The 22,194-nt window shown below is 57.6% G+C and carries 20 protein-coding genes; 1 reads left to right on the forward strand and 19 read right to left on the reverse strand.

Features of this window, described 5'->3' with window-relative positions:
- Positions 1–28: 28 nt before the first annotated feature.
- The 17 genes from RCJ00_RS11240 to RCJ00_RS11320 form a co-directional block, all read right to left on the reverse strand.
- Positions 29–715 (reverse strand): RNA-binding protein, encoded by a 687-nt coding sequence (locus RCJ00_RS11240; protein WP_316222010.1) that lies wholly within the window; start codon positions 713–715, stop codon positions 29–31.
- Entirely contained in the window at positions 693–2,351 is a 1,659-nt protein-coding gene (nusA, locus tag RCJ00_RS11245) for a transcription termination factor NusA (protein ID WP_316222011.1), read from the reverse strand. The genes RCJ00_RS11240 and nusA overlap by 23 nt, the downstream gene beginning before the upstream one ends.
- 9 nt (positions 2,352–2,360) lie before the next feature.
- Positions 2,361–2,975, reverse strand: a complete 615-nt coding sequence (gene rimP, locus RCJ00_RS11250; RefSeq protein WP_316222012.1) for a ribosome maturation factor RimP — start codon at positions 2,973–2,975, stop codon at positions 2,361–2,363.
- Positions 2,976–3,106: 131 nt separating this feature from the next.
- Positions 3,107–3,598, reverse strand: a complete 492-nt coding sequence (locus RCJ00_RS11255) for a hypothetical protein (protein ID WP_316222013.1) — start codon at positions 3,596–3,598, stop codon at positions 3,107–3,109.
- 227 nt (positions 3,599–3,825) lie between these two features.
- Complete coding sequence (trmB, locus tag RCJ00_RS11260) at positions 3,826–4,500, reverse strand: tRNA (guanosine(46)-N7)-methyltransferase TrmB (protein WP_316222014.1); 675 nt, start codon at positions 4,498–4,500, stop codon at positions 3,826–3,828.
- Between the two features lie 84 nt (positions 4,501–4,584).
- Positions 4,585–5,757, reverse strand: coding sequence for a methionine adenosyltransferase (gene metK, locus RCJ00_RS11265; RefSeq protein WP_316222015.1), 1,173 nt, complete (start codon positions 5,755–5,757; stop codon positions 4,585–4,587).
- A 165-nt stretch (positions 5,758–5,922) separates the two neighbouring features.
- Complete coding sequence (locus tag RCJ00_RS11270) at positions 5,923–6,273, reverse strand: helix-turn-helix domain-containing protein (RefSeq protein WP_411267538.1); 351 nt, start codon at positions 6,271–6,273, stop codon at positions 5,923–5,925.
- Positions 6,274–6,424: 151 nt separating this feature from the next.
- On the reverse strand, positions 6,425–8,089 hold the full coding sequence (lnt, locus tag RCJ00_RS11275) for an apolipoprotein N-acyltransferase (protein ID WP_316222017.1): 1,665 nt from the start codon (positions 8,087–8,089) through the stop codon (positions 6,425–6,427).
- On the reverse strand, positions 8,082–8,960 hold the full coding sequence (locus tag RCJ00_RS11280; protein ID WP_316222018.1) for a hemolysin family protein: 879 nt from the start codon (positions 8,958–8,960) through the stop codon (positions 8,082–8,084). Before RCJ00_RS11280 ends, lnt begins: the two co-directional genes overlap by 8 nt.
- Positions 8,953–9,570: an rRNA maturation RNase YbeY gene (gene ybeY, locus RCJ00_RS11285; protein WP_316222019.1), complete on the reverse strand. Its 618-nt coding sequence runs from the start codon at positions 9,568–9,570 to the stop codon at positions 8,953–8,955. Before ybeY ends, RCJ00_RS11280 begins: the two co-directional genes overlap by 8 nt.
- A complete protein-coding gene (locus RCJ00_RS11290) occupies positions 9,497–10,459 on the reverse strand; it encodes a PhoH family protein (RefSeq protein ID WP_316222020.1) in 963 nt (320 codons plus the stop codon). The genes ybeY and RCJ00_RS11290 overlap by 74 nt, the downstream gene beginning before the upstream one ends.
- Positions 10,459–11,826 (reverse strand): tRNA (N6-isopentenyl adenosine(37)-C2)-methylthiotransferase MiaB, encoded by a 1,368-nt coding sequence (gene miaB / locus RCJ00_RS11295; protein WP_316222021.1) that lies wholly within the window; start codon positions 11,824–11,826, stop codon positions 10,459–10,461. The genes RCJ00_RS11290 and miaB overlap by 1 nt, the downstream gene beginning before the upstream one ends.
- A gap of 149 nt (positions 11,827–11,975) precedes the next feature.
- Positions 11,976–12,389: a Fur family transcriptional regulator gene (locus tag RCJ00_RS11300; RefSeq protein ID WP_023456061.1), complete on the reverse strand. Its 414-nt coding sequence runs from the start codon at positions 12,387–12,389 to the stop codon at positions 11,976–11,978.
- A gap of 81 nt (positions 12,390–12,470) precedes the next feature.
- Positions 12,471–12,914, reverse strand: coding sequence for a ribosomal protein S18-alanine N-acetyltransferase (rimI, locus tag RCJ00_RS11305; RefSeq protein WP_316222024.1), 444 nt, complete (start codon positions 12,912–12,914; stop codon positions 12,471–12,473).
- Between the two features lie 2 nt (positions 12,915–12,916).
- Positions 12,917–13,588 (reverse strand): tRNA (adenosine(37)-N6)-threonylcarbamoyltransferase complex dimerization subunit type 1 TsaB, encoded by a 672-nt coding sequence (tsaB, locus tag RCJ00_RS11310; protein ID WP_316222025.1) that lies wholly within the window; start codon positions 13,586–13,588, stop codon positions 12,917–12,919.
- Entirely contained in the window at positions 13,589–14,155 is a 567-nt protein-coding gene (locus tag RCJ00_RS11315; protein ID WP_316222026.1) for a NifU family protein, read from the reverse strand. It abuts the gene before it with no gap.
- A 172-nt stretch (positions 14,156–14,327) separates the two neighbouring features.
- Positions 14,328–19,211 (reverse strand): NAD-glutamate dehydrogenase, encoded by a 4,884-nt coding sequence (locus tag RCJ00_RS11320; RefSeq protein ID WP_316222027.1) that lies wholly within the window; start codon positions 19,209–19,211, stop codon positions 14,328–14,330.
- Between the two features lie 584 nt (positions 19,212–19,795).
- Between RCJ00_RS11320 and RCJ00_RS11325 the strand changes: the two genes are divergently transcribed.
- A complete protein-coding gene (locus tag RCJ00_RS11325) occupies positions 19,796–20,209 on the forward strand; it encodes an MAPEG family protein (protein ID WP_316222029.1) in 414 nt (137 codons plus the stop codon).
- Positions 20,210–20,239: 30 nt separating this feature from the next.
- On the opposite strand, the gene RCJ00_RS11330 is transcribed toward RCJ00_RS11325, so the two are convergent.
- Positions 20,240–21,424, reverse strand: a complete 1,185-nt coding sequence (locus RCJ00_RS11330) for an MltA domain-containing protein (RefSeq protein WP_316222030.1) — start codon at positions 21,422–21,424, stop codon at positions 20,240–20,242.
- Positions 21,421–22,092, reverse strand: coding sequence for a Tim44/TimA family putative adaptor protein (locus RCJ00_RS11335; protein ID WP_316222031.1), 672 nt, complete (start codon positions 22,090–22,092; stop codon positions 21,421–21,423). The genes RCJ00_RS11330 and RCJ00_RS11335 overlap by 4 nt, the downstream gene beginning before the upstream one ends.
- Between the last annotated feature and the right edge of the window lie 102 nt (positions 22,093–22,194).

Genomic DNA, 22,194 nt, shown 5'->3' on the forward strand with positions numbered 1-22,194 from the left:
ACTCACAGTCTCGCGCAACGAATGCGCCTTATGGCTCCGGTCTTCGACCCCACCCTTCCGGGATAAGAGTTTCGAAACCCGACAGTCTTTTCATCTCTAAAGACCAACGCTTCACGCGCCGCCCCGACAGGAGTGCGACGTGTATGGCATTTTCCGTGCCCAAAGCCAAACTTAATTCGGCGTTACTAAAGCTTCCGCAGACGTTTGGCGAGTGTGTTTGTGCCGCAACTGCCGATAATATGCGTTTGCGGCCGTCTTCGGCACCGTCAGAGGCATCTATGACCCAGGCGGCCTTGCCCGATTTGACATTGGCCAGCACTTTTTCAAAGCCGTTGACGATACCGCCTTCCCGTCGCGCCAGACCGAGAAGATCAAGGCAGCGTCGACGCAGAAGGTCGTGAACAAGGGGCACAAGAGTGGGTTCGGCCTTAACCTGTCGTTTGGCCGCACGGCTGAATATGTTCTTTTTCAGCGCAATTTCAAGAGCGCCGCGATCTGCGGCGACCCATAAGCCCCGCCCAGGCAATTTATGGGCAATATCGGGCGTGAGTATTCCGTCCGGAGACACGACAAAGCGGATGAGACCGTCGGTTGGAACGGTCTCACCGCTGGCGATATCGCGGCGCTGAGGCTGGCCCTTTGAGCTTTCGCCCAGGACCAGCGCATCATCGATGTCGGTTAGTAGCGCGGGCTCATTGTTCGGAGGTGGCGACATTTTCGCCCTCCTCTTCAAAATCAACAGACTCTTCCAAAGCGCCCGCTTCCTCGTAAGCCTCTTCTTCGACGACAGGGGCCTCGATCCAGCCGGCGACGACGCGGGCATTGAGGATCAGGGCTTCGGCATCGCCTACGGACAGGTTGAACGATTCCAGCGCGCCCGGAACGCGAACGCGTTCGCCACCGCGCTGCTCGAAACCGCCACGGATTTCGTCGGTCGCCAGGTCTGCCAGGTCTTCGATCGTCTTGACACCGGCTTCGCCCAGCGCAACCGCCATCGGCATGGTGACGCCGTTGATGTCCAGCACACCATCTTCAACGCCCAGCGCCTTGCGCTTGGCGTCCTGTTCGGCGGTCTCACGCTCAAGGAAGTCACGCGCACGGGCCTGAAGCTCGGAGGCGGTATCTTCGTCAAAGCCCTCGATGACGGCGATTTCATTTTCATCGACAAAGGCAAGGTCTTCGATAGAGGTGAAGCCCTCGGTGACCAGCAACTGGGCAATGACTTCATCGACATCGAGCGCTTCCTGGAACAGGGCGGTGCGTTCGGCGAATTCCTTCTGGCGACGCTCGCTGTCCTGAGATTCGGTGATGATATCGACCTGCCAGCCCGTCAATTGGGAAGCGAGGCGGACATTTTGCCCACGACGACCAATGGCGAGGGACAGTTGTTCGTCCGGCACGACCACTTCGACCCGGTCTTCTTCTTCATCCAGAACAACCTTCGACACTTCGGCCGGGGCCAGGGCGTTGACGATGAAGGTGGCCTCATCGGGTGACCACTGGATGATATCGATCTTTTCGTTCTGCAATTCGGCGACGACGGCCTGAACGCGCGAACCGCGCATACCGACGCAGGCGCCGACCGGATCGATCGAATTGTCATTCGACAGAACGGCCATCTTGGCGCGCGAGCCTGGATCGCGTGCCACCGACTTGATTTCGATAACGTTATCGTAGATTTCGGGCACTTCCTGCGCGAACAGCTTGGCCATGAAGCCACCGTGGGCACGCGACAGCATGATTTGCGGGCCCTTCGTTTCACGGCGCACATCATAGATATAGGCGCGGATACGGTCATTGACCTGGAAAGCTTCGCGCGGGATCGACTGATCGCGGCGCATGATGCCTTCACCCTTGCCGAGATCGACAATGACATTGCCGTATTCGACGCGCTTCACCGTACCGTTGACGATATCGCCGACACGGTCCTTGAATTCTTCGTATTGATGCTCGCGCTCGGCTTCGCGCACCTTATGGGTCACGACCTGGCGGGCCATCTGGGTCTGGACGCGGCCCAGTTCAAACGGCGGCAGGATTTCGGAATATTCCTTGCCGACAAAGGCTTCCTTGTCGATGCGCAGAGCATCGCTCAGCGAGCGCTGGGCATATTCGTTTTCCAGCTCATCGTCATTTACCACGGTGACGTAGCGGGTGATGGTCATTTCGCCCGACTTCGGATCAATGAAGACGCGGATGTCATGATCGGCGCCGTAACGCGAACGGGCGGCCTTCTGGATCGCCTCTTCGATGGAGGCGATGACCACGGACTTGTCGATCGACTTTTCACGCGCGACAGCCTCTGCGATCTGCAGCAGTTCCTGGCGGTTGGCGCTGATACCGGTGAAGCTCATGTGAGTTCCTTATTTCTCGTCGTTGGCAGGTTGATCGTCATCGAGGTCATCTTCATCCTCGAAGTCGTCATCAGATTCTTCGTCTTCATCCTCGTCGTCGCCACGTGCGGCGCGGGCTTCGGCGCCGCGTTTCAACAGCTCGTCATTGAGGATAAGCTTGGCATCGACCACCCAGGCAAAGGGGATCAGGGCCGTTTCTTCCTCGCCTTCCAGATCGACGGCAATGTGATCGTCTTCGACACCGGCAACAATCCCGCGGAAGCGCTTGCGCCCCTCAGCCAGGCGATCAAGCTCAATGCGCGCCTCAAGGCCTTCGTAGGTTTCGAAGTCCTTCAAGCGCGTCAACGGACGGTCGATGCCGGGCGACGACACTTCCAGCATATATTCGCCGGAGATGGGGTCAGCTTCGTCCATGTAGGCCGAAATGGCCCGCGACAAGCGGGCGCATTCATTGACATTGATATCGCCATCCGTCTTGCGTTCAGCCATGACCTGAAGCCGGCGCGAACCGCCCGGCTTGCTTGAGCCTTGCAAGCGCACACGCACGATATCAAGGCCCAGCGTTTCGGCGATGGGATCGAAAATTTCGATCAGCTTACGGTCTTCAGTCGTTTTGGCGCGCACGTGCAGGTCTTTTTGGTAATAAAAAAGGCGGCAGGCCGATGGCCGCCGCCGCTGCCTTTCGGCAATCGGACATTGTTGACAGCTATATAGTCCCGCTTGTTTCGTTTGCCAAGAGAAATAAAATCGGCGGGCTACATCGACACGCGATAGGCTTCCGGCACGACGACCGGATAGAGGTGCCCGGAATACATTGTCAGCAGGAGGTAGGTCAGATAACCGCCGAGCCCCAGCGTGACGATGAGCAATAGCCAGCCGACCGGTTTGTTGCTTTTCTTGAACACGTCATAAAAGATGCAGCCGAAATGGGTGAACAGGGCAAATACGCCCGCGCCATAAAAGCCATAGCCCGCCCAGGTCCATGGCGCCACGAAACCGGCGGCCGCGAAATCAAAGTTTGTGTCGAGATTAAAGACCAGCCGCGCCATCGCGATCGAGGCGACGTGCAGCAAAATAAACAACACCATGATCAGGCCCGATGCGGCCTGTAATTGATGGACAAAATCCTTTCGCTTCGCCCAGATTTCGAGGATCAAAGGAACGCCTGTGACGATCTGGACCAGGAAGGCCAACATGACAGCCATTTCAACGACGGGATGCCGGTATACCAGGCGGGCCGCGTCCATGAACTGCGCATGCGCCGAAATGCCCAACACGCCTATGAAATGATTAGAGAAATGCAGAACCAAAAAGGCAAAGACGAACCCTGCCGATATTTTATGCACCCGCTCCATACGCTACGCCCCCGACACGCCCCCAAGACAGAAGATTAACAATGTCTTAATTTTACCCGCTTGGCTAGTGCGTTGGAAAATCAGTGTTCTGAGCTTATAGGGCGCTTTTCGAAATCGTCTTATTTGCGGTAAAAATCGAAAAATACAGGTCTGCAGTCGCCAAGGCCCTTGGTTTCGTAGCGGGTAGTGACGTGATCGGCCGGCGGCGTATTCCAATCGGCCTGGCTCTGTGCCGTCCAGTCAAAATCCGCATTGGCAAGAAAGCGTTGCAACGCCCAGTCTGCATAGTCGGCCCAGTCGGTGGCGAAACGGACACTGCCGCCTGGCTTGAGCACGCGGGCAAAGGTGGCGACGGTCTCCGGCTGGATAAAGCGGCGCTTGTTGTGCCGTGCCTTCGGCCACGGATCGGCAAACAGGATGAAAATCCGCTCCAGGCTGGCATCAGGCAGACTATCCAGGAGTGGCCGGGCGTCTTCGGCCAAAATCGATACATTGCCGAGATGACCATCGTCGATATGGCGCAGAGCAGAGCCAACACCATTGAGAAACGGTTCGCAGCCGATAATATCGACGTTTGGATGGTTGGCGGCCTGCGCCGCCAGATGCTCGCCACCGCCAAAACCTATTTCCAGCCAGACCGGCCGGCCGGAGGCCAGCAGGGTGGCAACCCGCGCCGGATTAGCTTCGATGCTGGGCAGAAGCGTATCGAACAGGCTGGCCTGTTGTGGCTTGATCTTACGCGATTTGACGCGGCCGAACGAGCGCATCAGGAATTTGGGACTATCTTCGGACATGAAACCTGAGAGACGTAAAAGGGAGCTATACGCGTCCGTATAACTCCCTCTCGTTTTTTTGCCAGACTGAATTCAGGCGAACGCCTAGAAGGCACCCTTGAGCTGATCGACCAGATCGGTGTTTTCCCAGCTGAATCCGCCGTCGCTATCGGGCGTACGGCCGAAATGGCCGTAGGCCGTGGTGCGTTCATAGATGGGACGATTGAGGCCTAAATGCAGGCGAATGGACTTCGGAGTCAGGCCGCCGATCAGTTCGGGCAGGATTTTTTCCAACTTTTCCTCATCGACCTGGCCTGTGCCATGGGTATCGACATAGAAGGACAGCGGGTGGGAGACACCGATGGCGTAGGAGACCTGAAGCGTACATTTCTTAGCCAGGCCGGCCGCGACAACGTTCTTGGCCAGATAGCGAAGCGCATAGGCCGCCGAACGGTCAACCTTGGTCGGATCCTTGCCTGAGAAGGCGCCACCACCGTGCGGTGCGGCACCGCCGTAGGTGTCGACAATGATCTTACGGCCGGTCAGGCCGGCGTCGCCGTCAGGACCGCCAATGACGAAGTTACCCGTGGGATTGACCAACCATTCCGTATTTTCATCAACCATACCGGCCGGCAAAACCTCGAGGGCATAGGGCTTGATGATGGCTTCAACATCCTTGGGCGTGAGGCCGTCCTGATGCTGATGCGAGATCAGGACCTTCAAGATGCGCGACGGCTTGCCATTCTCATAGTGAACGGTCACCTGGCTTTTGGCGTCAGGCTCCAGACGATGCTCACCGGCATGACGGACCTCAGCCAGGCGATGCAGGATGTTGTGCGACCATTGCAGCGGCGCCGGCGTCAGCTCCGCTGTTTCATCGGTCGCATAGCCGAACATGATGCCCTGGTCGCCCGCGCCCTCATCCTTGTTACCAGACGAATCGACGCCCATGGCGATGTCGCTCGATTGCGCATGCAGATGGCAGGCGTAATCAGCCATGGCCCAATGGAAGCCTTTTTGCGCATATCCAATGTCCTTGACGGCATGGCGAACCTTGTCTTCCAGCCCGCTGATAATTTCCTCGATCTGGTCGTCGCCGGCGCGGACTTCACCCGCCAGGACGATGCGGTTGGTGGTCACCAGGGTTTCGCAGGCCACGCGCGCCTCCGGGTCACGCGCCAGAAATGCATCGACGACAACGTCCGAAATACGGTCCGCTACCTTGTCGGGATGGCCTTCGGAAACGCTTTCGCTGGTGAAAATATAATTTGGGCGCATGGGCGAGCTCTCGGCTAAAAGGATTTATATAACCATATAAAGATATGTTTATACGATCAAGAAGATAATACGTCCAGTTAGCAATTGGCGGTTCACATTCCGCCAAACAAAAAGCCCACCTTCCGAAGAAGGGGGCTTTTGATAAGCGTTTACGATGCCGGAGTTTTAGGCGTCTTCTTCTTCGGCCAAGGCGCGCACCAGTTCCAGAATACGGCGGCGATGCTTGGCGTTCTTGATGCGCGGGAAAGCCTCAGCCAGTTCGATGCCTTCGGTTGTCATCAGGAAACCATGGACAAATTGTTCAGATTCGGATTCCGAAAATCCTTCCAGGCCTTCGTTTTCGCCATAGCCTTCGAAGAAATAGGCAACCGGCGCCTTGAGCGCTTTGGAAATTTCATACAGCTTGGAAGCGCTGATACGGTTTGAGCCGCGCTCGTACTTTTGAACCTGCTGAAACGTCAGATCGATCGTTTCCGCCAAGCCTTCCTGACTCATGCCCAGGAACTTACGACGCATTCTGACGCGCGCACCCACGTGTAAATCCACCGGGTTTGGGCCACGCTCCACCTTAGAATTATCTTCCAATTTTGCCTCTTAATTGCTTCAGTCCAGTGACCTGACACGCCAAAACATACATTATACGCAATCGCATAGCGAAACTGTTCAATTAAAACCAGATTTTTTTAAGGGTTTTCCGGTTTTTTTGCAGGAAAACCCTTTCTAGTAGAACGCTGAACAAGCAGAGCGATACTATGAATATAATAATCAGACTACGCTGCTGGGCGAAAGCGGTAATATGCGCAGGGTAGGGTAATGTCACATCACTATAGCCTGCTTCGCCCATGCCCAGTTTTGTATTCGGAATTACTCTGCCTAGTGCATCTATTACCGCAGATATTCCCGTTGGAGTTGACCTAACCATTGGAACACCCTCTTCGATTGCTCTATAGCTGGCCAGATTGAGATGCTGAACCGGTCCTGTCGTCGGCCCGAACCAAGCGTCATTGGATATGTTAAGTATCCATTTGGGCCGCATTGTGTCGTTTGGTCCATAACTGGTCATGTCCAGGCTCGGGAAAATGCCTTCATAGCAAATCAAAGGTAAAACCCTCGGGATTCCTGGGAAGCTGTGCGGTCGCGTACGCTCGCCGGGCGTAAAGCTGTCGTCAAAGTGTGTCAGAGCCGACATACCCAACGGATTGAGTATATCCTGGTATGGGGTGAACTCCCCAAACGGCACCAGCTTGAATTTATTGTAGGCGCCTTCAACGCGCGTCACCCCACCGGTCTTACGCAGCATGAGCAGAGAGTTACGATAGACCAATCGGCCCTTCGGTGTGAGTTCCTGCCGGGACGTCCCCATGATCAGTGACTGATTTTCCGATAGCAGGTTCATCATGACGGGCAGGGTATAGGTGCCCTCAGCCGTCAGGTCCTCCCACATGATCGGCAGGGCGCCTTCCGGCCACAGGATCAACTGCGGCGCAACATGCCCCGGCTTCGGCGGCGCCTTGCTCATGCTCACATACAGATTGAACAGATGACGGAAATTATCCTTGTCCCATTTGGCCGCCTGACTGACCGCCGGCTGAACAATACGGATAGCATAACCCGTATCACCTGGGGATGTTGTCAATAAGCGCGTCTGGCCGACACCAAAGGCACCAATCAATATACAGGTTCCGAAGATAACCGGCGCGTAGCCCGACACGCCTTTACCGCGCCGGGCAACGCCCACCGCCGAAAAGGCCAGAACCGTCAGAAAGCCCAGGCCATAAACGCCGACATAGGCCGCCATCTGCGACATCGCACTGCCCGCCCTCCAAGTCGATCCCGCGGGATTCCAGGGAAAGCCGGACATGACTGTGCCACGCAGAATTTCGAAGACGGAGAACAGGGAGGCAAAGAAAATGAACCGCCACAAACCTTTCGGCGCCAGTATCGTATAGATGACGGCGAAAAGGCCCCAGAAAAGACCGATACCCGTGGGCAAAAGCGTTGCCGCGAAAGGCGCCATCCAGCCGTAGGTTTCCGCATCGACAAGAAATGCTTCAGCAACCCAGAAGCAGGAAATGAAGAAATAGAAGAACCCAGCGACCCAGCCCATGAAAAAGGCTGTACGCTTTGGCCATTTGCCGAGATCACATTCAAGCGCATACAGCAAAAGTCCGTAGCCCAGAAGTCCCGGCAGAAAGCCGAACGGAGGTTGCGCGAAGGCAATCAGCAAACCAGATATCGCCGCCAGCATACGCGGCCGTTTGCGCGGATTGCCAATAAAGGCATGCACCGGCGCCAATGCCGGATGTGCCAGAACGCTCGTCCGATCAGTCATCGGCGGCAGTCAAATCGGCCGTCTCACGGACCCGGCGATGGAGGCGCAGGCGTTTGATACGACGCGCATCGGCATCAAGCACTTCAATGTCGAACCCGGCCTGGGGGTAAGGCACCACTTCGCCCCGCTGCGGGACGCGTCCGGCCAAGACAGCAACCAGACCGGCCAGGGTGTCGATTTCTTCTTCGGTATCTTCCGGATAAAGCTTGAGGCCAAGCTTTTCTTCCAGGGTGATCAATTCCACACGACCATCGATCTCATACTGGCCATTCGGCAGTTCACGCATGTCTTCGTCAGCCGCCTCATCATATTCATCGTCGATGTCGCCGACGACCGCTTCGACCAGATCTTCGAGCGTCACAAGCCCATCCGTGCCGCCGAATTCATCGATAACCAGCGCCATATGGATGCGCTGCGCCTGCATGCGCAGCATCAGGTCAGCGGCCGTCATCGAAGACGGCACGTATAGAAGTTCGCGGCGCAGACGGTGCAGGACAGGCTCCGCCCAGTTGGGCGCAGCCCGGCCAGGTTCGGGTGCCAGAAGCTTCAGAATGTCCTTGATGTGTACCACGCCCACGGGATCATCCAAGCCGTCGCGATAGATGGGCAAACGCGAATGCTCGCTTTCCACACAGATGCGCACCACGTCAGCCAGGGTTGAGGACAGTTCGATAGCGACGATATCGACGCGCGGCGTCATAACGTCATACACGCTGAGGCGCTGAAAGGCGCGGGCGTGATCGATCAGATTGCTGGCGCCGGGACTGTCTTCCAGCTCGGCGGCTTCCTGTTCCGCCTTCTCCTGGGCCTTTGTCTTGAAGCCGAGAAAGGCGAAAAATGATTTCTTGGACGAGTCGTCTGGCTCAGCCATGGGTGTGTTCGGTTCCGTAAGGATCGGCGACACCGAGGGCCTTCAGGATGTCACGTTCAAGCGCTTCCATCTCTTCGGCCTCTGCGTCGGTCATGTGATCATAACCCAATAAATGCAAAGTGCCATGGATAGTCAGGTGCAGAACGTGATTTTTCACGGTCTTGCCCTGCTCTTTCGCTTCCCTGACGCAGGTTTCCAGACCCAGCGCCATATCGCCGAGATGCGTCATGCCCGGCATCTGCATGTCTTTCGATGCCGGAAAACTCAGCACATTGGTGGCCGAGTCTTTTTTTCGGTACTGTTTGTTAAGACCGCGCATCTCGCGGTCGTCGGTCAGAAGCACGACGATATCGGCCTGCCCGCTGATTTCCACAGCGTTCAGTGCCGCCGTCACACCGGCCTCAACCACAGCCTGCGCCTCCGGCAGAACGTCCAGCCAATCGTCCACCTCGATCTCGATATCTATCAAGGGTTCCACTTTTTCGCTCACGCCAACCTCAATCTGTCCAGATGAAACAGAAGATCCATATTTTTCATCAGCTTTTGAACTCATTGTCATAGGCGCGCACAATCCGCGCCACCAGTTCGTGCCGGACGATGTCTTCGGCATGCAGCTCCGCCTTGCCGACACCCTTGACCTTGTCGAGGAGATGAACAGCGTGGACCAGACCGGAATCGCCGCGATTGGGCAGGTCGATCTGGGACGGATCGCCGGTAACAACCATTTTCGAACCTTCGCCCAGGCGGGTCAGGATCATCTTCATCTGCATGCGCGTGGTATTCTGCGCTTCGTCAATGATGACATAGGCATAGGACAGGGTGCGGCCGCGCATATAGGCCAAAGGCGCGACTTCAATTTCACGCGACTCGCGCCTCTTGGCCAGGGCTTGCGCCCCGAGAATATCGTCCAGCGCGCCCCAGATCGGCGTCAGATATGGATCGATCTTCTCGTTCAGGTCGCCAGGCAGGAAGCCCAACCGCTCACCGGCCTCCACCGCCGGTCGGGTGATGATCAACTTGTCGACCGCGCCTTTCAGCAACAGTGACACGCCATGCGCCACCGCCAGGAAGGTCTTGCCTGAGCCTGCTGGACCCAGCGCAAAAACCAGATCGTTGTTCCCCAGTTCATGCAGATAGGCCGCTTGACCCGGGGTTTTGGCAGCAATGGCGCCGCGCCGGCCCATGACAATGGTATTGCGCTGGTCGAACGGAACCGACTGACCTGCTGTTTCGATGACCGCGGGCTGGTTGATCAGGCCCCGTACATCGACTTCACTGATGTCGATGCCTTGATCATACATGTCGGCCAAGGCGATGATCACTGCCTTGGCTTTTTGGCGGGCACGGGCATCGCCTGAAACAATCAGGCCGCCACCGGGCATTTCAACCAGCACCTTGAACGCGCCTTCGATCATGGCGAGGTAGCGCTCGGCCGGACCAACCACAGCCAGGACGCAGGGGTCCGCGAGGGAAATAAAATCGTCTTTGACGGCAGCCATCAGGCCTCCACGGTCTCAGTGAGCAGCGCCCCCCGCAGGCTGTTATTGCCATTGGCGATGATTTTCACCGGATGAATCTGACCAATAAGGTTCACGGCGCCATCGACATAAACCGATTGCAGATAAGGCGAACGGCCGATCGCCTGACCCTCTAGCCGGCCTCGCTTTTCGAACAGAACATCCAGCGTCCGACCGACCAGGTTTTCCTTGAATGCCTGCTGCTGCTCGATAATCAGGGCCTGCAAGATTTGCAGCCGTTCATCGGCAACGGCGTCGGAAACCTGACCCGGCATGGCGGCGGCAGGGGTTCCCGGCCGCGGCGAATATTTGAATGAAAACGCCGAGGCGTAGCCAACTTGGCGGATAAGGTCGAGCGTGTCTTCGAAATCCTTGTCGGTTTCCCCAGGGAAGCCAACGATGAAATCGCCGGACAACGCCAGATCCGGACGTGCCGCCTTGATACGGTCGATCAGGTCGAAATAGCTTTGACGGCCGTGTTTGCGGTTCATGGCGCGCAGGATCTTGTCCGAGCCCGACTGAACTGGCAGGTGCAAATACGGCATGACGGCGGGAAGGTCGCGGTGGGCGTCAATCAGGTCCTGACCCATGTCGTTGGGGTGCGACGTGGTGTAGCGCAAACGGTCGATGCCAGGAATGTCCGCCAAGGCGTACATCAGTCGCGCCAAGGTCGATTGGGTACCGTCGGCATTTAGGCCGTTGTAGGCATTGACGTTTTGTCCCAGGAGCGTCACTTCCCGCACGCCCTTGTCCGCCAGGGCCCGAGCTTCATCCAGGATGGAGGCAAGCGGGCGCGACCATTCGGCGCCACGCGTATAGGGCACAACACAGAAGGTACAGAACTTGTCGCAACCTTCCTGAACGGTCAAAAAAGCCGTCGGACCGGAAACGGTGCGATCCACCGTCAAGGCGTCAAACTTAGCTTCCGGTGCAAAGTCGGCGGACAGGCGCTCACCCTTCGACCGGTGCGTCCGTGCGATCAGTTCGGGAAGCTGATGATAGGCTTGGGGACCGACGACCAGGTCGACCGCCGGCGCACGATTCATGATTTCCTTGCCCTCGGCCTGGGCAACACAGCCGGCGACGGCGATGGTCATGCGCCCCTCGCCCCGGGCTTCTTTTTCTTCGCGCATTTCCCGCAGGCGCCCGATTTCGGAATACACCTTTTCGGCCGCCTTTTCGCGTATATGGCACGTATTAAGCAGTACGAGGTCAGCCCCTTCCGCCTTGTCCGATACCTCATAGCCGAGCGGACGCAGGATATCGATCATGCGTTCGCTGTCATAGACATTCATCTGACAGCCATAGGTCTTGATATGCAGCTTCTTCAAAGGGACGTGATCGTTCATCAGGGCGTTATGGTCGTTTGTGGATAGAAATTCAAGGGTTGGCAAAAATTCAGGGGTTCGCTTTGCGTCGGAAACAGACAAAAAAGCCGGCCCAAAGGGGTCCGGCTTCGGTAATCATGACAAAGGCATTTGTTCAGCCCTGAATAGCCCTATTTTTCTTCACCGATCGGCACGCCATACAGTTCAAGCTTATGGCCGACCAGTTTGTAACCCAGCTTTTCGGCCAGAGCTTCCTTCATGGCCTCGATCTCTTTATCGTAGAATTCGATGACCTGACCGGTCTTGATATTGATCAGGTGGTCGTGATGGTCATCACCGGCCTGCTCATAGCGCGACCGACCGTCACCAAAATCATGCCGTTCCACAACGCCTGCCTCTTCGAAGAGACGCACGGTGCGATACACCGTGGCAAGCGAAATGTTCGGATCGACGGCGGCGGCGCGGTGATACAGTTCTTCGACGTCCGGATGATCTTCGGCCGCTGACAGCACACGCGCCACGACACGGCGCTGATCGGTCATCCGCATGCCTTTTTCGATACATTGCTTTTCGATGCGATCCATGGCCTGCGCTCCCGTTGGATTAGATATATTTCCGGGTGATGCGGCATTCCGCCGCTGCGGCCAGATGTAAGATGTTGCGCGCTACAACGCAAGCCTGAGAATGTGCGCGTCCGCCGGCGGCTTGTCCTTGCGGGTGTAATAGGCCTTGCGACGCCCGGTTTTCTTGAAGCCCACAGATTCGTAAAGCCGCAAGGCCGCCGGATTGTCGATGGCCACCTCAAGAAACAGTGATTCCGCGCCTTCGTTGCGTAAGGTGGTGATGACCTGCTCCAGCAGCATACGGGCCAGGCCACGTTTCTGGAAATTCGGGTCGGTACAGATGGTCAGAATTTCACCCTCACCCGCCACCACCGTCATGACCACAAAACTGACGATCTCGCCATCGACATCGAAGACATAGGTGCGATGGTGCGGTTTGATCAGCAGGTCGGCGAAGACACCTTCGCTCCAGCCGTAGTCGAAGCAGCGTGTATGAATATGTTCCAGCTGTTTGGACGGTGCGTCGAGCTGGCGGATGGTCGTCATATTCAGGTGGACTCGTTAAGGCTTATAATGCCGCGCGTGGACGCAATGGCGTCCGCCTCGCGCATGTAAAGCGGGGTCAAATCATCGTGACCCGCATCTACGGCCAGGCGGCAAAGGGCGTCAAGCGATGGCCACATTTGGGGGAATTCCGCCACACCAGGCCAGTATTCCGCCAGAAGAGATACCGCCGGTCCGGTCATCACGTCGACCGGATTTTTGGCCGCGAAAGCCGCTAGCTCTTCGGGGCGCGCAATGTCGAGCGTGGCCGGGGCGCAGGGCGCATTTTCAGCGTCGAAAAACTGAACATAAACCTGTCCGCGCCCTCCATTGATTACGGCCATACGCGCCTTACCCGCCAGCGCCGCGTGATGGGCGAGCGCTTCAAGCGTACCCACTCCTTTGAGCGGGACGCCCGCGCCAGCCGCCAACCCCTTGGCGAACGACAAGCCAACGCGCACGCCGGTGAAGGAGCCCGGTCCCAAGGTGACGCCGATGACGGTCAGGTCGCGGGGAGCAATAGCGGTCGCGCGAAAGGCGTCAAGCGCCATGACCGGAAGGCGTTCCTGCTGGCCGCGCGTCATTTCCTCATGGCATGAAAACAGACACGACTCGCCGTCGAACAGCCCCAGGCCGCACGCATTGAGCGAGGTGTCGATGACCAGACGCGCGTCCAATTAGAGGACCTGCTCGATGGTCTTTACCTCCGGCACATAGTGCTTCATCAGGCTTTCAACGCCTTGGCGCAAGGTCGCCGAGGACGACGGGCAGCCAGAACACGCTCCACGCATGTGCAGGTACAGGGTGCCGGTATCGAGGTCGAACCGGTCGAATTCGATATCGCCGCCATCCTGCGCCACGGCGGGGCGTACGCGCGTATCGAGGAGGTCTTTTATTTCAGCGACGATCTGACCCAGTTCGCCCTCATAGACGATTTCGTCTTTTTGTGCGGCATCACGCAGGATCGGCTGACCCGACGAATAGAAGTCCATGATCGCGGCCAGGATCGGCGGCTTGAGCTGGGCCCAGATCAGGTCGGACTCCGGCGAACGGCGAACGGTGAGAAAATCGCTGCCGAAAAAGAGACCCGCGACGCCATCGATCCTGAACAGGGCTTCGGCCAGGGGCGAGCTTTTGGCGTCGTCGGCTGTGCGGAACTCCCGCGTTCCGGTGTCGAGCACGTCCTGTCCGGGAATGAACTTGATGACATCGGGATTGGGCGTGGCTTCGGTCTGGATAAACATGGCGATACCTTGGGGCGATGGAAAGGCGGGCCTTTCGCGAATACTCGGCGTAAATGGGCGCAAACCATAAGGATGACAAGGGGGTTGTTGTGCGGGATCGCGGTGTGAAACGCAATCCGCCTCCCAACCGGGCGGCGGGAGGCGGAATTCGGGGCGTTGCGGAGAGGCTTGACTATAGCCTGGCCGCCCATTCCCGCAGCAAGGCATTGACGATGGTCAGCTTGGCGAAACTCCAGCCACCGGTCTCCATGTCGGCGATCATCGATTGCAACGGCTCGATCAGGGATTTGTTTTCCTCGACCCAATTGCTGATGATGTCGGTCGGCATTTCCGACGGCGTCATCCGTGTCATCATGGTTTTCACCACGGTCTTCTGCTCGGACAAGACGTCTTCGATCAGGCGACGCGTGGCCATGCGATCCCACGGATCGGCGGACGACAGATTGCCCGCGCCTACTTGCAGACTATCAAAGCCGAAGCGTTCACCGGTCTGAAAGTACAACTCGGCCGTCTTGTCGAGCGGCTTCTTTTTTTCCGCCGCCAGGTCGATGATATCCGCGGCATGATGCAGGGCACTGAGCCGGGTGACGCGGGCCGCCAGATCGGCAGGCGCCCCCAAGGCTTCCAGCCCCGCCACGCGTTTGGCCAGCTGTGCCTTCACACCCTCCGTCAAAGCGAGCGTGTTTGACGCGACAAGGGTCGTCACGCCGTCGCCATACGGTTTCAACATGGCGGCCAGGTCATGCGAACCATTGGCGAAACGGCGCGCCATCCAATAGGTCTGGTGACGGACGAAGCTGGCCAGATCGCTGTACAGAGCCAACTGGGCAGCCGCCGGGATTTTGTTGTCTTGGGCATCAACCTCTTTCCACAGGTCGGCGATGCCGAAAAGGCGGCGCGTGGCTTCGAACGCCAGAACCATGGCCGACGTATCGACGCCGGCGCTTTTGGTCAGGCGCATGGCGAAGCTGGGTCCGCACATATTGACGATTTCGTTGCTCACCACGGTCGCAATGATTTCACGATGCAGGCGATGTTTGCGAATGGCGTCGGTATAGCCGTGCAAGGCTGGCGGGAAGTAGCCGACCAGGATAGGCATAAGGCCGGCGTCATCCGGTGCGGTCCCGGCAACGATGTCGTCGAACAGGACCAGCTTGGCATAGGCCGTTATAACGGCCAGTTCCGGACGATAGAGGCCATGGCCATTGGCCCGACGGGTATCCATCGTCGCGTTTGACGGCAGACCCTCGACCTTGCGGTCAAGACGCCCGCGCTTTTCCAATCCGGTCATGAAGGCGGCCTGGACCGCATTGTCTTGCGCCGATGTCGCTTCCTGCAATGACAGGGCCAGGGTCTGGTCGTAATTGTGGCGAAGGACATGACGCGCCACGTCATCGGTCATGCTGGCCAAAAGGGCGTCGCGATCCGCAGCCTTCAGCTTGCCTGACGCGATCACCTGACCGAGCAGAATCTTGATGTTGACTTCATGGTCGGAACAATCGACCCCGGCGGAGTTATCTATGGCGTCGGTATTGAGCCGTACGCCCGACTCGGCACAGGAAATACGCCCGGCCTGGGTCATGCCCAGATTGGCGCCTTCGCCGATGACCTGGGCGCGAACCTCTGGACCATCAATCCGGATCGCGTCATTGGCCTTGTCGCCGACGTCAAGATTGGCCTGGCCCGGCGCCTTGATATAGGTGCCGATCCCGCCGAAATAGAGCAGCTCGACCCGTGCCTTCAGGATCGCCTGCATCAGTTCGAATGGTGACACCTCGTTGGCTTCCAGATCGAGCAAGACCTTCATTTCCGGCGACAGAGGAATCGATTTCTGGCTGCGCGGGAAGATGCCCCCGCCCTTGGAGATCAAGTCCTTATTATAGTCCTGCCAGGACGAGCGCGGCAGGGCGAACATGCGCTGACGTTCGGCGAAGGAGGCCGCTGGGTCCGGATTGGGATCGATGAAGATGTCGCGGTGATCGAAGGCGGCGACCAGCTTTGTTTGTTGCGATAGAAGCATGCCGTTGCCGAAAACATCGCCCGACATATCGCCAACGCCGGCGCAGGTGAAGGTTTCGGCCTGGATATCCTTGCCGATTTCGCGGAAGTGACGCTTGACCGCTTCCCACGCCCCCTTGGCGGTAATACCCATGGCCTTGTGGTCGTAACCGACACTGCCGCCGGATGCGAAGGCGTCACCCAGCCAGAAGCCGTAATCGGCCGACACGCTATTGGCGATATCGGAGAAGGTAGCTGTCCCCTTATCGGCAGCGACGACCAGATATGGATCGGGATCGTCCCAGCGAATGACCTGCGCCGGGGCCACGACCTGCCCCTTGGCGTCGATATTGTCGGTCAGGTCGAGCAATCCGCACAGGAAGGTCTTATAGGCGCGGATCGCCGCTGCCTTGACCTCATCGGGAGTGCCGGTCTTTGGCAATTTCTTCGGGAAGAAGCCGCCCTTGGAGCCAACCGGCACGATAACCGCATTCTTGACCTGTTGAGCCTTGACGAGGCCCAGGACCTCGGTACGGAAATCATCCTTGCGATCCGACCAGCGCAAACCGCCACGCGCCACGGGTCCGAAGCGCAGGTGCACGCCTTCGACCAGCGGTGACCAGATGAAGATTTCGCGATAGGGCTTGGGTTCCGGCAGGTCGGCCAATTCACGGCTGGCGACCTTGAACGAAATATAGCTCTTGTCCTGACCGTCGGCGGTCTTCTGGAAATAGTTGGTGCGTCGCAAAGCGCCAATCAGGGCGGCTAACCGGCGCAGCACACGGTCGTGGTCCAGGCTGGACACCTTTTGCAGAAGCGCGTCGATGTGTGCGGTCGCTTCGGTAACCTTGGCTTCGCGGGCAGCGGCGTAATTTTGCTTTTCCGGCGCTTCCAGGGCGAACTTGGCGTTGAACAGGGCCAGCAGGGCTTCGACAACTTCCGGATTGTCGCGCAAGGCCGCCTGCTGCACGTCCGGACTCGGATCAAGGCCGGACTGCACGCGGTAACGGCAGAAGGCGCGCAAAAGCGCGACTTCGCGCCAGGACTGACCGGTCAACGCCAGGGCGTTGAAGCCGTCGTCCTCGGTCTTACCGTACCACAGGGCCAGCAAGGTCTGTTCGAACTCGGTCTTGAAATCGCTGAACGCGCTGGCATGGGTGCGTGGCAGCTTCAGGATGAATTCGTGAACCCAGAATGAGCCTATGGCCGGCGATTTGACGTGGTGGCCATATTCTTCCAGCGTCTTGACGCCCATATTGGCCAGCACAGGCAATATATCCGACAGCGGAATGGCTTTTTCGGCCCGGGTGTAAAGTTTGAAACAGAAATGGTTGTTGTCGTCTTCCAGGCGTTGGTAGGCGCGCAGATTGACCGGAGCATCAACGGACAAACCATTGAGGTAGGTTGTATCGGTGACCGCTTCGCCTGCGGTATAGCGATCCTGATAACCGGCCGGAAAGGCTTTTGCCCATGTCATCCAATCGATGTCGGTTGGGACGTCGGCCATACCCTCGACCTGGGCCTCGACCTTCTGCGGCCAGGATCGGGTAATATCCTCGATATCAGCTTCAACATCGGTGATATTGGGGTCGAAGTGATCGCCCGGCGTAACCCCGATGATATAGTGAATGCAGGACAGCAGGGAGTCGCTGATATAGGTGTAGGCTGCCGATACGCGGCCAAGATAGGCGGCGGCGAGAATTTCACCCGCCTGCTTTTGCATCTGCGACTGATAGATTTCACGCGGAATGTACAGCATGACGCTTATAAAGCGGTCGAAGGGATCAGCGCGGGTAAACAGCTTAACGCGCGGCCGGTCGGACAGGTGCAATATGCCGCGCGCAATGCGCAGCAAATCCTGCTCACTCATCTGGAAGAGTTCGTCGCGCGGATAGGTTTCGAGAATGTTTTTCAGGCGCTTCTCGTTATAGCCCCCTGACAGACCAAGCACGGTCGCCTCATGCAGGACGTGTTCGGCCTTCTTGCGGATAAGCGGCACTTCGAAGGCCGGACGGTCATAGGCTTCAGATGTAAACAGGCCGACGAAGCGGACCTCACCCGAAGGCTTGCCATCGGCGCCGTACCGTTTGATACCGACATAATCCATATAGATACGACGATGGACACGGGATTTGATATTGGCCTTCGCAACCGTCACCGGCTCGGAATTTTCCAGTTGCGTCATCAGTTGCTGGCTGAGCACGGCCGGTTCCGATGACCGGCGCAGCACGGCACGGTTGGAATCGCGCAGGACGCCAAAACCTTCCTGCATTTGGTTGAGCGGTTCTTCGCGAGCATAAGAGCCGTCGCTTTCGCGCGGATAGGCATAGCCGCGAGCGCCCAAGAAAACGAAGTGGTTTTGATCGATCCAGCGTAGGAAGGCCAGGTTTTCGTCCAGGGTTGCCGCGTCAATCGCCGGATTGCCGCGTTGTTTTTCAAGGGCGGCGATTTCTTCGGCCAGCAGTTTTTGCATGCGCGAAAAATCGCGAACAGCCAGCTTGAGATCGTTGAGGCTGCCTTCAACACCGTCCAGAATTTGTTTATGTTTGTCCGCGCCCATGCCTCCCGCGGACTGGCGTTCGATGAAGACCAGCATCATCGATTCCTTAACCGGCTCACCGCCCTTGGTGCGCTTGTCGCTTAGGTCTCGTGGCGTAACAACGACGGGGTGGAACATCGACCGGATCGACAAGCCTTGATCGATCAGTTCGCCCATAACCGTTTCGACAATGAACGGCGCATCGCTTTGAACGATTTCGACCACATCGTAGTTGGTCGGCTGACCCTTGGAATCCAGAACCGGACGAATGCGCTTGAGAGTCTGGGCCCCCGATCGCTGTTCGGCGAAGTCCCAGAAACTGGCTATGACCCGGTTCAGGTCGCCGGCCGTAATACCCGACAGCTCCTCGGCGTCGAAATCTTCCAATATCTGGGTCAGGAAAACCCTTTCGTGCTCATCAAGCCGAAGAAAGTCCTTTGCGCCGCGCGCGGCGATAAAGGCGTGTGTAAGCGTGTCCTTGGAAGGGGTTTGGCTGTCGCCGGGCGTGAGAGCATCCATGTGCGTATTTCCACTTGATCCTGATCGCGGGTCCCGGGTGGTGCCGGTTCGCGATTCATTATTATGTCTGCACCATCAGGTCTAAATATTGGCCGAAAAGTCTTTAAAATCGGCCAAAAATCGACATCGACTATGCCGCGCAATGTTTAACAAAACCGTGTGCCGGTTTCACTACAAAGTTTCGGGGGTTACAGATTTTGTGATCACTTTATGCAGGGTCCGCAGTGCAGGCCCTGGATACAAGCCTTGGGCCGCTTCGGCATGCTTGAGCCTGGGAACGCCGTCAAAAAGCAAAGCCGCCAGTCCGGCGGGGGACTGGCGGCCTGGGCGTAAGCACCTTTTATGGGGGGAAAGGGCTTTCGTCGCTTTCGTTTTGACCGTTGCCGACGAAGACCGAGCGGGGCATGGCTCGAAATCCGGCGGACCGATCCGCGAGAGAGTCACGTACCGGCACCTATTTTCTATCACCCCGCGTGAGATGCCGCCAGACGGTCAACCATCACATGTCTGTGCGAAACCCGTGTAAACCCGTGTTCCAGCCTAAGCGGTTCAACCGATTGTTCAGGTTTTAGGCGCATAGTCTCATGACTATGATCCAACCTGTTCTCGCTCTGATCGCCTGGTCGATGATCATGCTTGTGTGGCTATATGTCCGCAGGCTGCCAGCCCTCCTGCGCTATACGCTCACCGAAGCGCGGCTGCAAAGCGATATCACCCGCCAGTTGCCACCCCAGGCGCAATGGTCGGCCGACAATTACAACAATCTGATGGAACAGCCGACCCTGTTCTACGCCCTGTGCCTGGGCATCTATCTCAGCGGCCTGTCAAACCCGGACCTCGAATACCTGGCATGGCTCTATGTCGCCCTGCGCATCATCCATTCGTTGGTTCAGGCAACGGCCAATATTACCATCATCCGCTTTTGCCTGTTCCTGGCCAGTTCAGCGGTGTTGGGCCTGTTGTGCATTCAGGCGGTGTGGATCGGATTTGGCCTGTAAGGCAGGCGTTAATCGGCAACCACCCGTCAGTCAGGACGCGGGTACGTAAGGCACGATCCGCCACATTTTAAGTTGGTGCTTGATCCGTCCGGCTTCAGATCCTGCACGCTGGCCGTGACCCACATACAGATCGGCGCGAATTTTTCCCTTAATGGCGCCGCCCGTGTCGAGGGCCGAAACCAATCGATGATATTCGGGAAACGCGTCTTTCAGCGTACCCGCATTGGCGTCGATCCAGAACAGATCGCCGAGATCGTTCTGTGACGGATCGACGGCGATCGCCGACCCCGCCGGCAGGGCGAGGCCTGATGCGCCCACGGCATCGGTCGTTTCCGGCTGGATTGAAAAGAAGCCGTAGCGCGGATTGGCGTTCATGACTTCCGCCGCTTCCGGCCCGCGATGGGCCGCCAGCCAAGCATGGATATTGTCACCGGAAGTTTGGGTCTTTTCCAATATGCCGCGATCGGTCATCACCTTGGCTATGCCGACAAACGGCCAACCGTTGTCGGCCGCATAGGCGGCATAGACGCGGCTACCATCAGGCAGGTCGAGAAAGCCCGAGCCCTGGAGCTGCATATAGAAATAATCTTCCGGCCGCATGTAATAGGCCGGCCCAGTACCGAAATTCGGCGGTATTTGCTCGATTTCAGCGCGGGTAAAGTAAGGCATGTAAAGGTCGCCCACCTTGCGCGCCGCCACTTTCGCCGCGCTGGACGCCGGAGTCAGTTGCGATCCGGAGACCACCACCAGGTCAGCCGGTTTTGTACGAACGGGTTGTGAAAACTCGGCGTCGGGTTCATGGCGGGCTTCGTAATCCGGCACGAAATAGCCGGTCATGAGCCCCGTGCCTTCGATGCGTTCGACCTGCAAATGCGCATTCAGGAAGGCCATGATTTCTACAGGAGAATTGAACTCCTGCTTCGCCATATCGGCGCAGACCTGACCATATTGCCGGCCCTTTTTATAAACACAGGTGCTACGCAGCGCTTCCAGCGCGATAAAGGCGTCGCTCTGACTCCAACCCGGCAGATTGGACAGGCGTCTGTCTTCCGGCACGGGGCTGGGCAAATAGGGCAAAGGCGTCTTCGGCGGCTCGGGATGTGCAACCGGCGGAGCGGGATGCGGGCCGGTCACCACCGGCGGCGCAGTCGGGGTCTCTGCGCACGCCGCCACAAGCAACGCGCCCATGAGGGCTAGTCCGGCCTTCAAATTCACGCTTTGGCCGCCTCTACCTTGGTCAGCAGCCACGGACTGTTCGCCGCCTTCATAGCTTTCTGGAAGGTCCAATATTCAGCGGTGCGTTTGAACGTCTTATGCGGCTTGATCGGTTCGTTCTTCGCGGAAACCTTGCTTCCGGCGGTAACGGTCGCGGCGACAGGTTCAGCGGTAGGATCTTCGTAAGCCAGTTCCGACAGGAAACGAACACGGATTTGCGCCACATCTTCCTTGAAATCGATAAGGTCGAGATCAGCCTTGGGCTGGTCGACGAAGCTGAGCGTTTCCTTGGGGGGCGCATCGCGATTGTCCACAGCCTGGCTGAAGCTTTGCATCACGCGCTCCGACAAACGGTCCTTGATCGTCTCCAATTCTCCCTTGTGAAACGCCAAGACGACCTGTTCATAGGTTTCCCTAGCCTTTTCGAGAAAGTTGATTTCATTGAAATTAACATCGCGCGTCTTCAGAGCGTCGAGATTAGGCACGCGCGGACCTTCGGTCAGGCGTTCGGTACGCACACCGACCTCAACGTCACCGTCTGGTTTGATATTGGCCGGCTTTTCCTCGGCACGGAAGCCGACCTTTCGGCCCAGCACATTATACAGATTGACCAGGATCACGACCGCCACGACGGCAAATACGATAAGGGCAATCACATTATTGTTCACGACGGTATCTCTTTTTGGCTTTCCCGGCGGCGAAGGCCATTCCGGAGACGTTCAACGCGTACTTCACCAACTTATATAGGGGAAGTTTCGCGAAACGGAACT

This window comes from Asticcacaulis aquihabitans, assembly GCF_032490435.1.
In the GTDB taxonomy this organism is placed as follows: Bacteria; Pseudomonadota; Alphaproteobacteria; order Caulobacterales; family Caulobacteraceae; genus Asticcacaulis.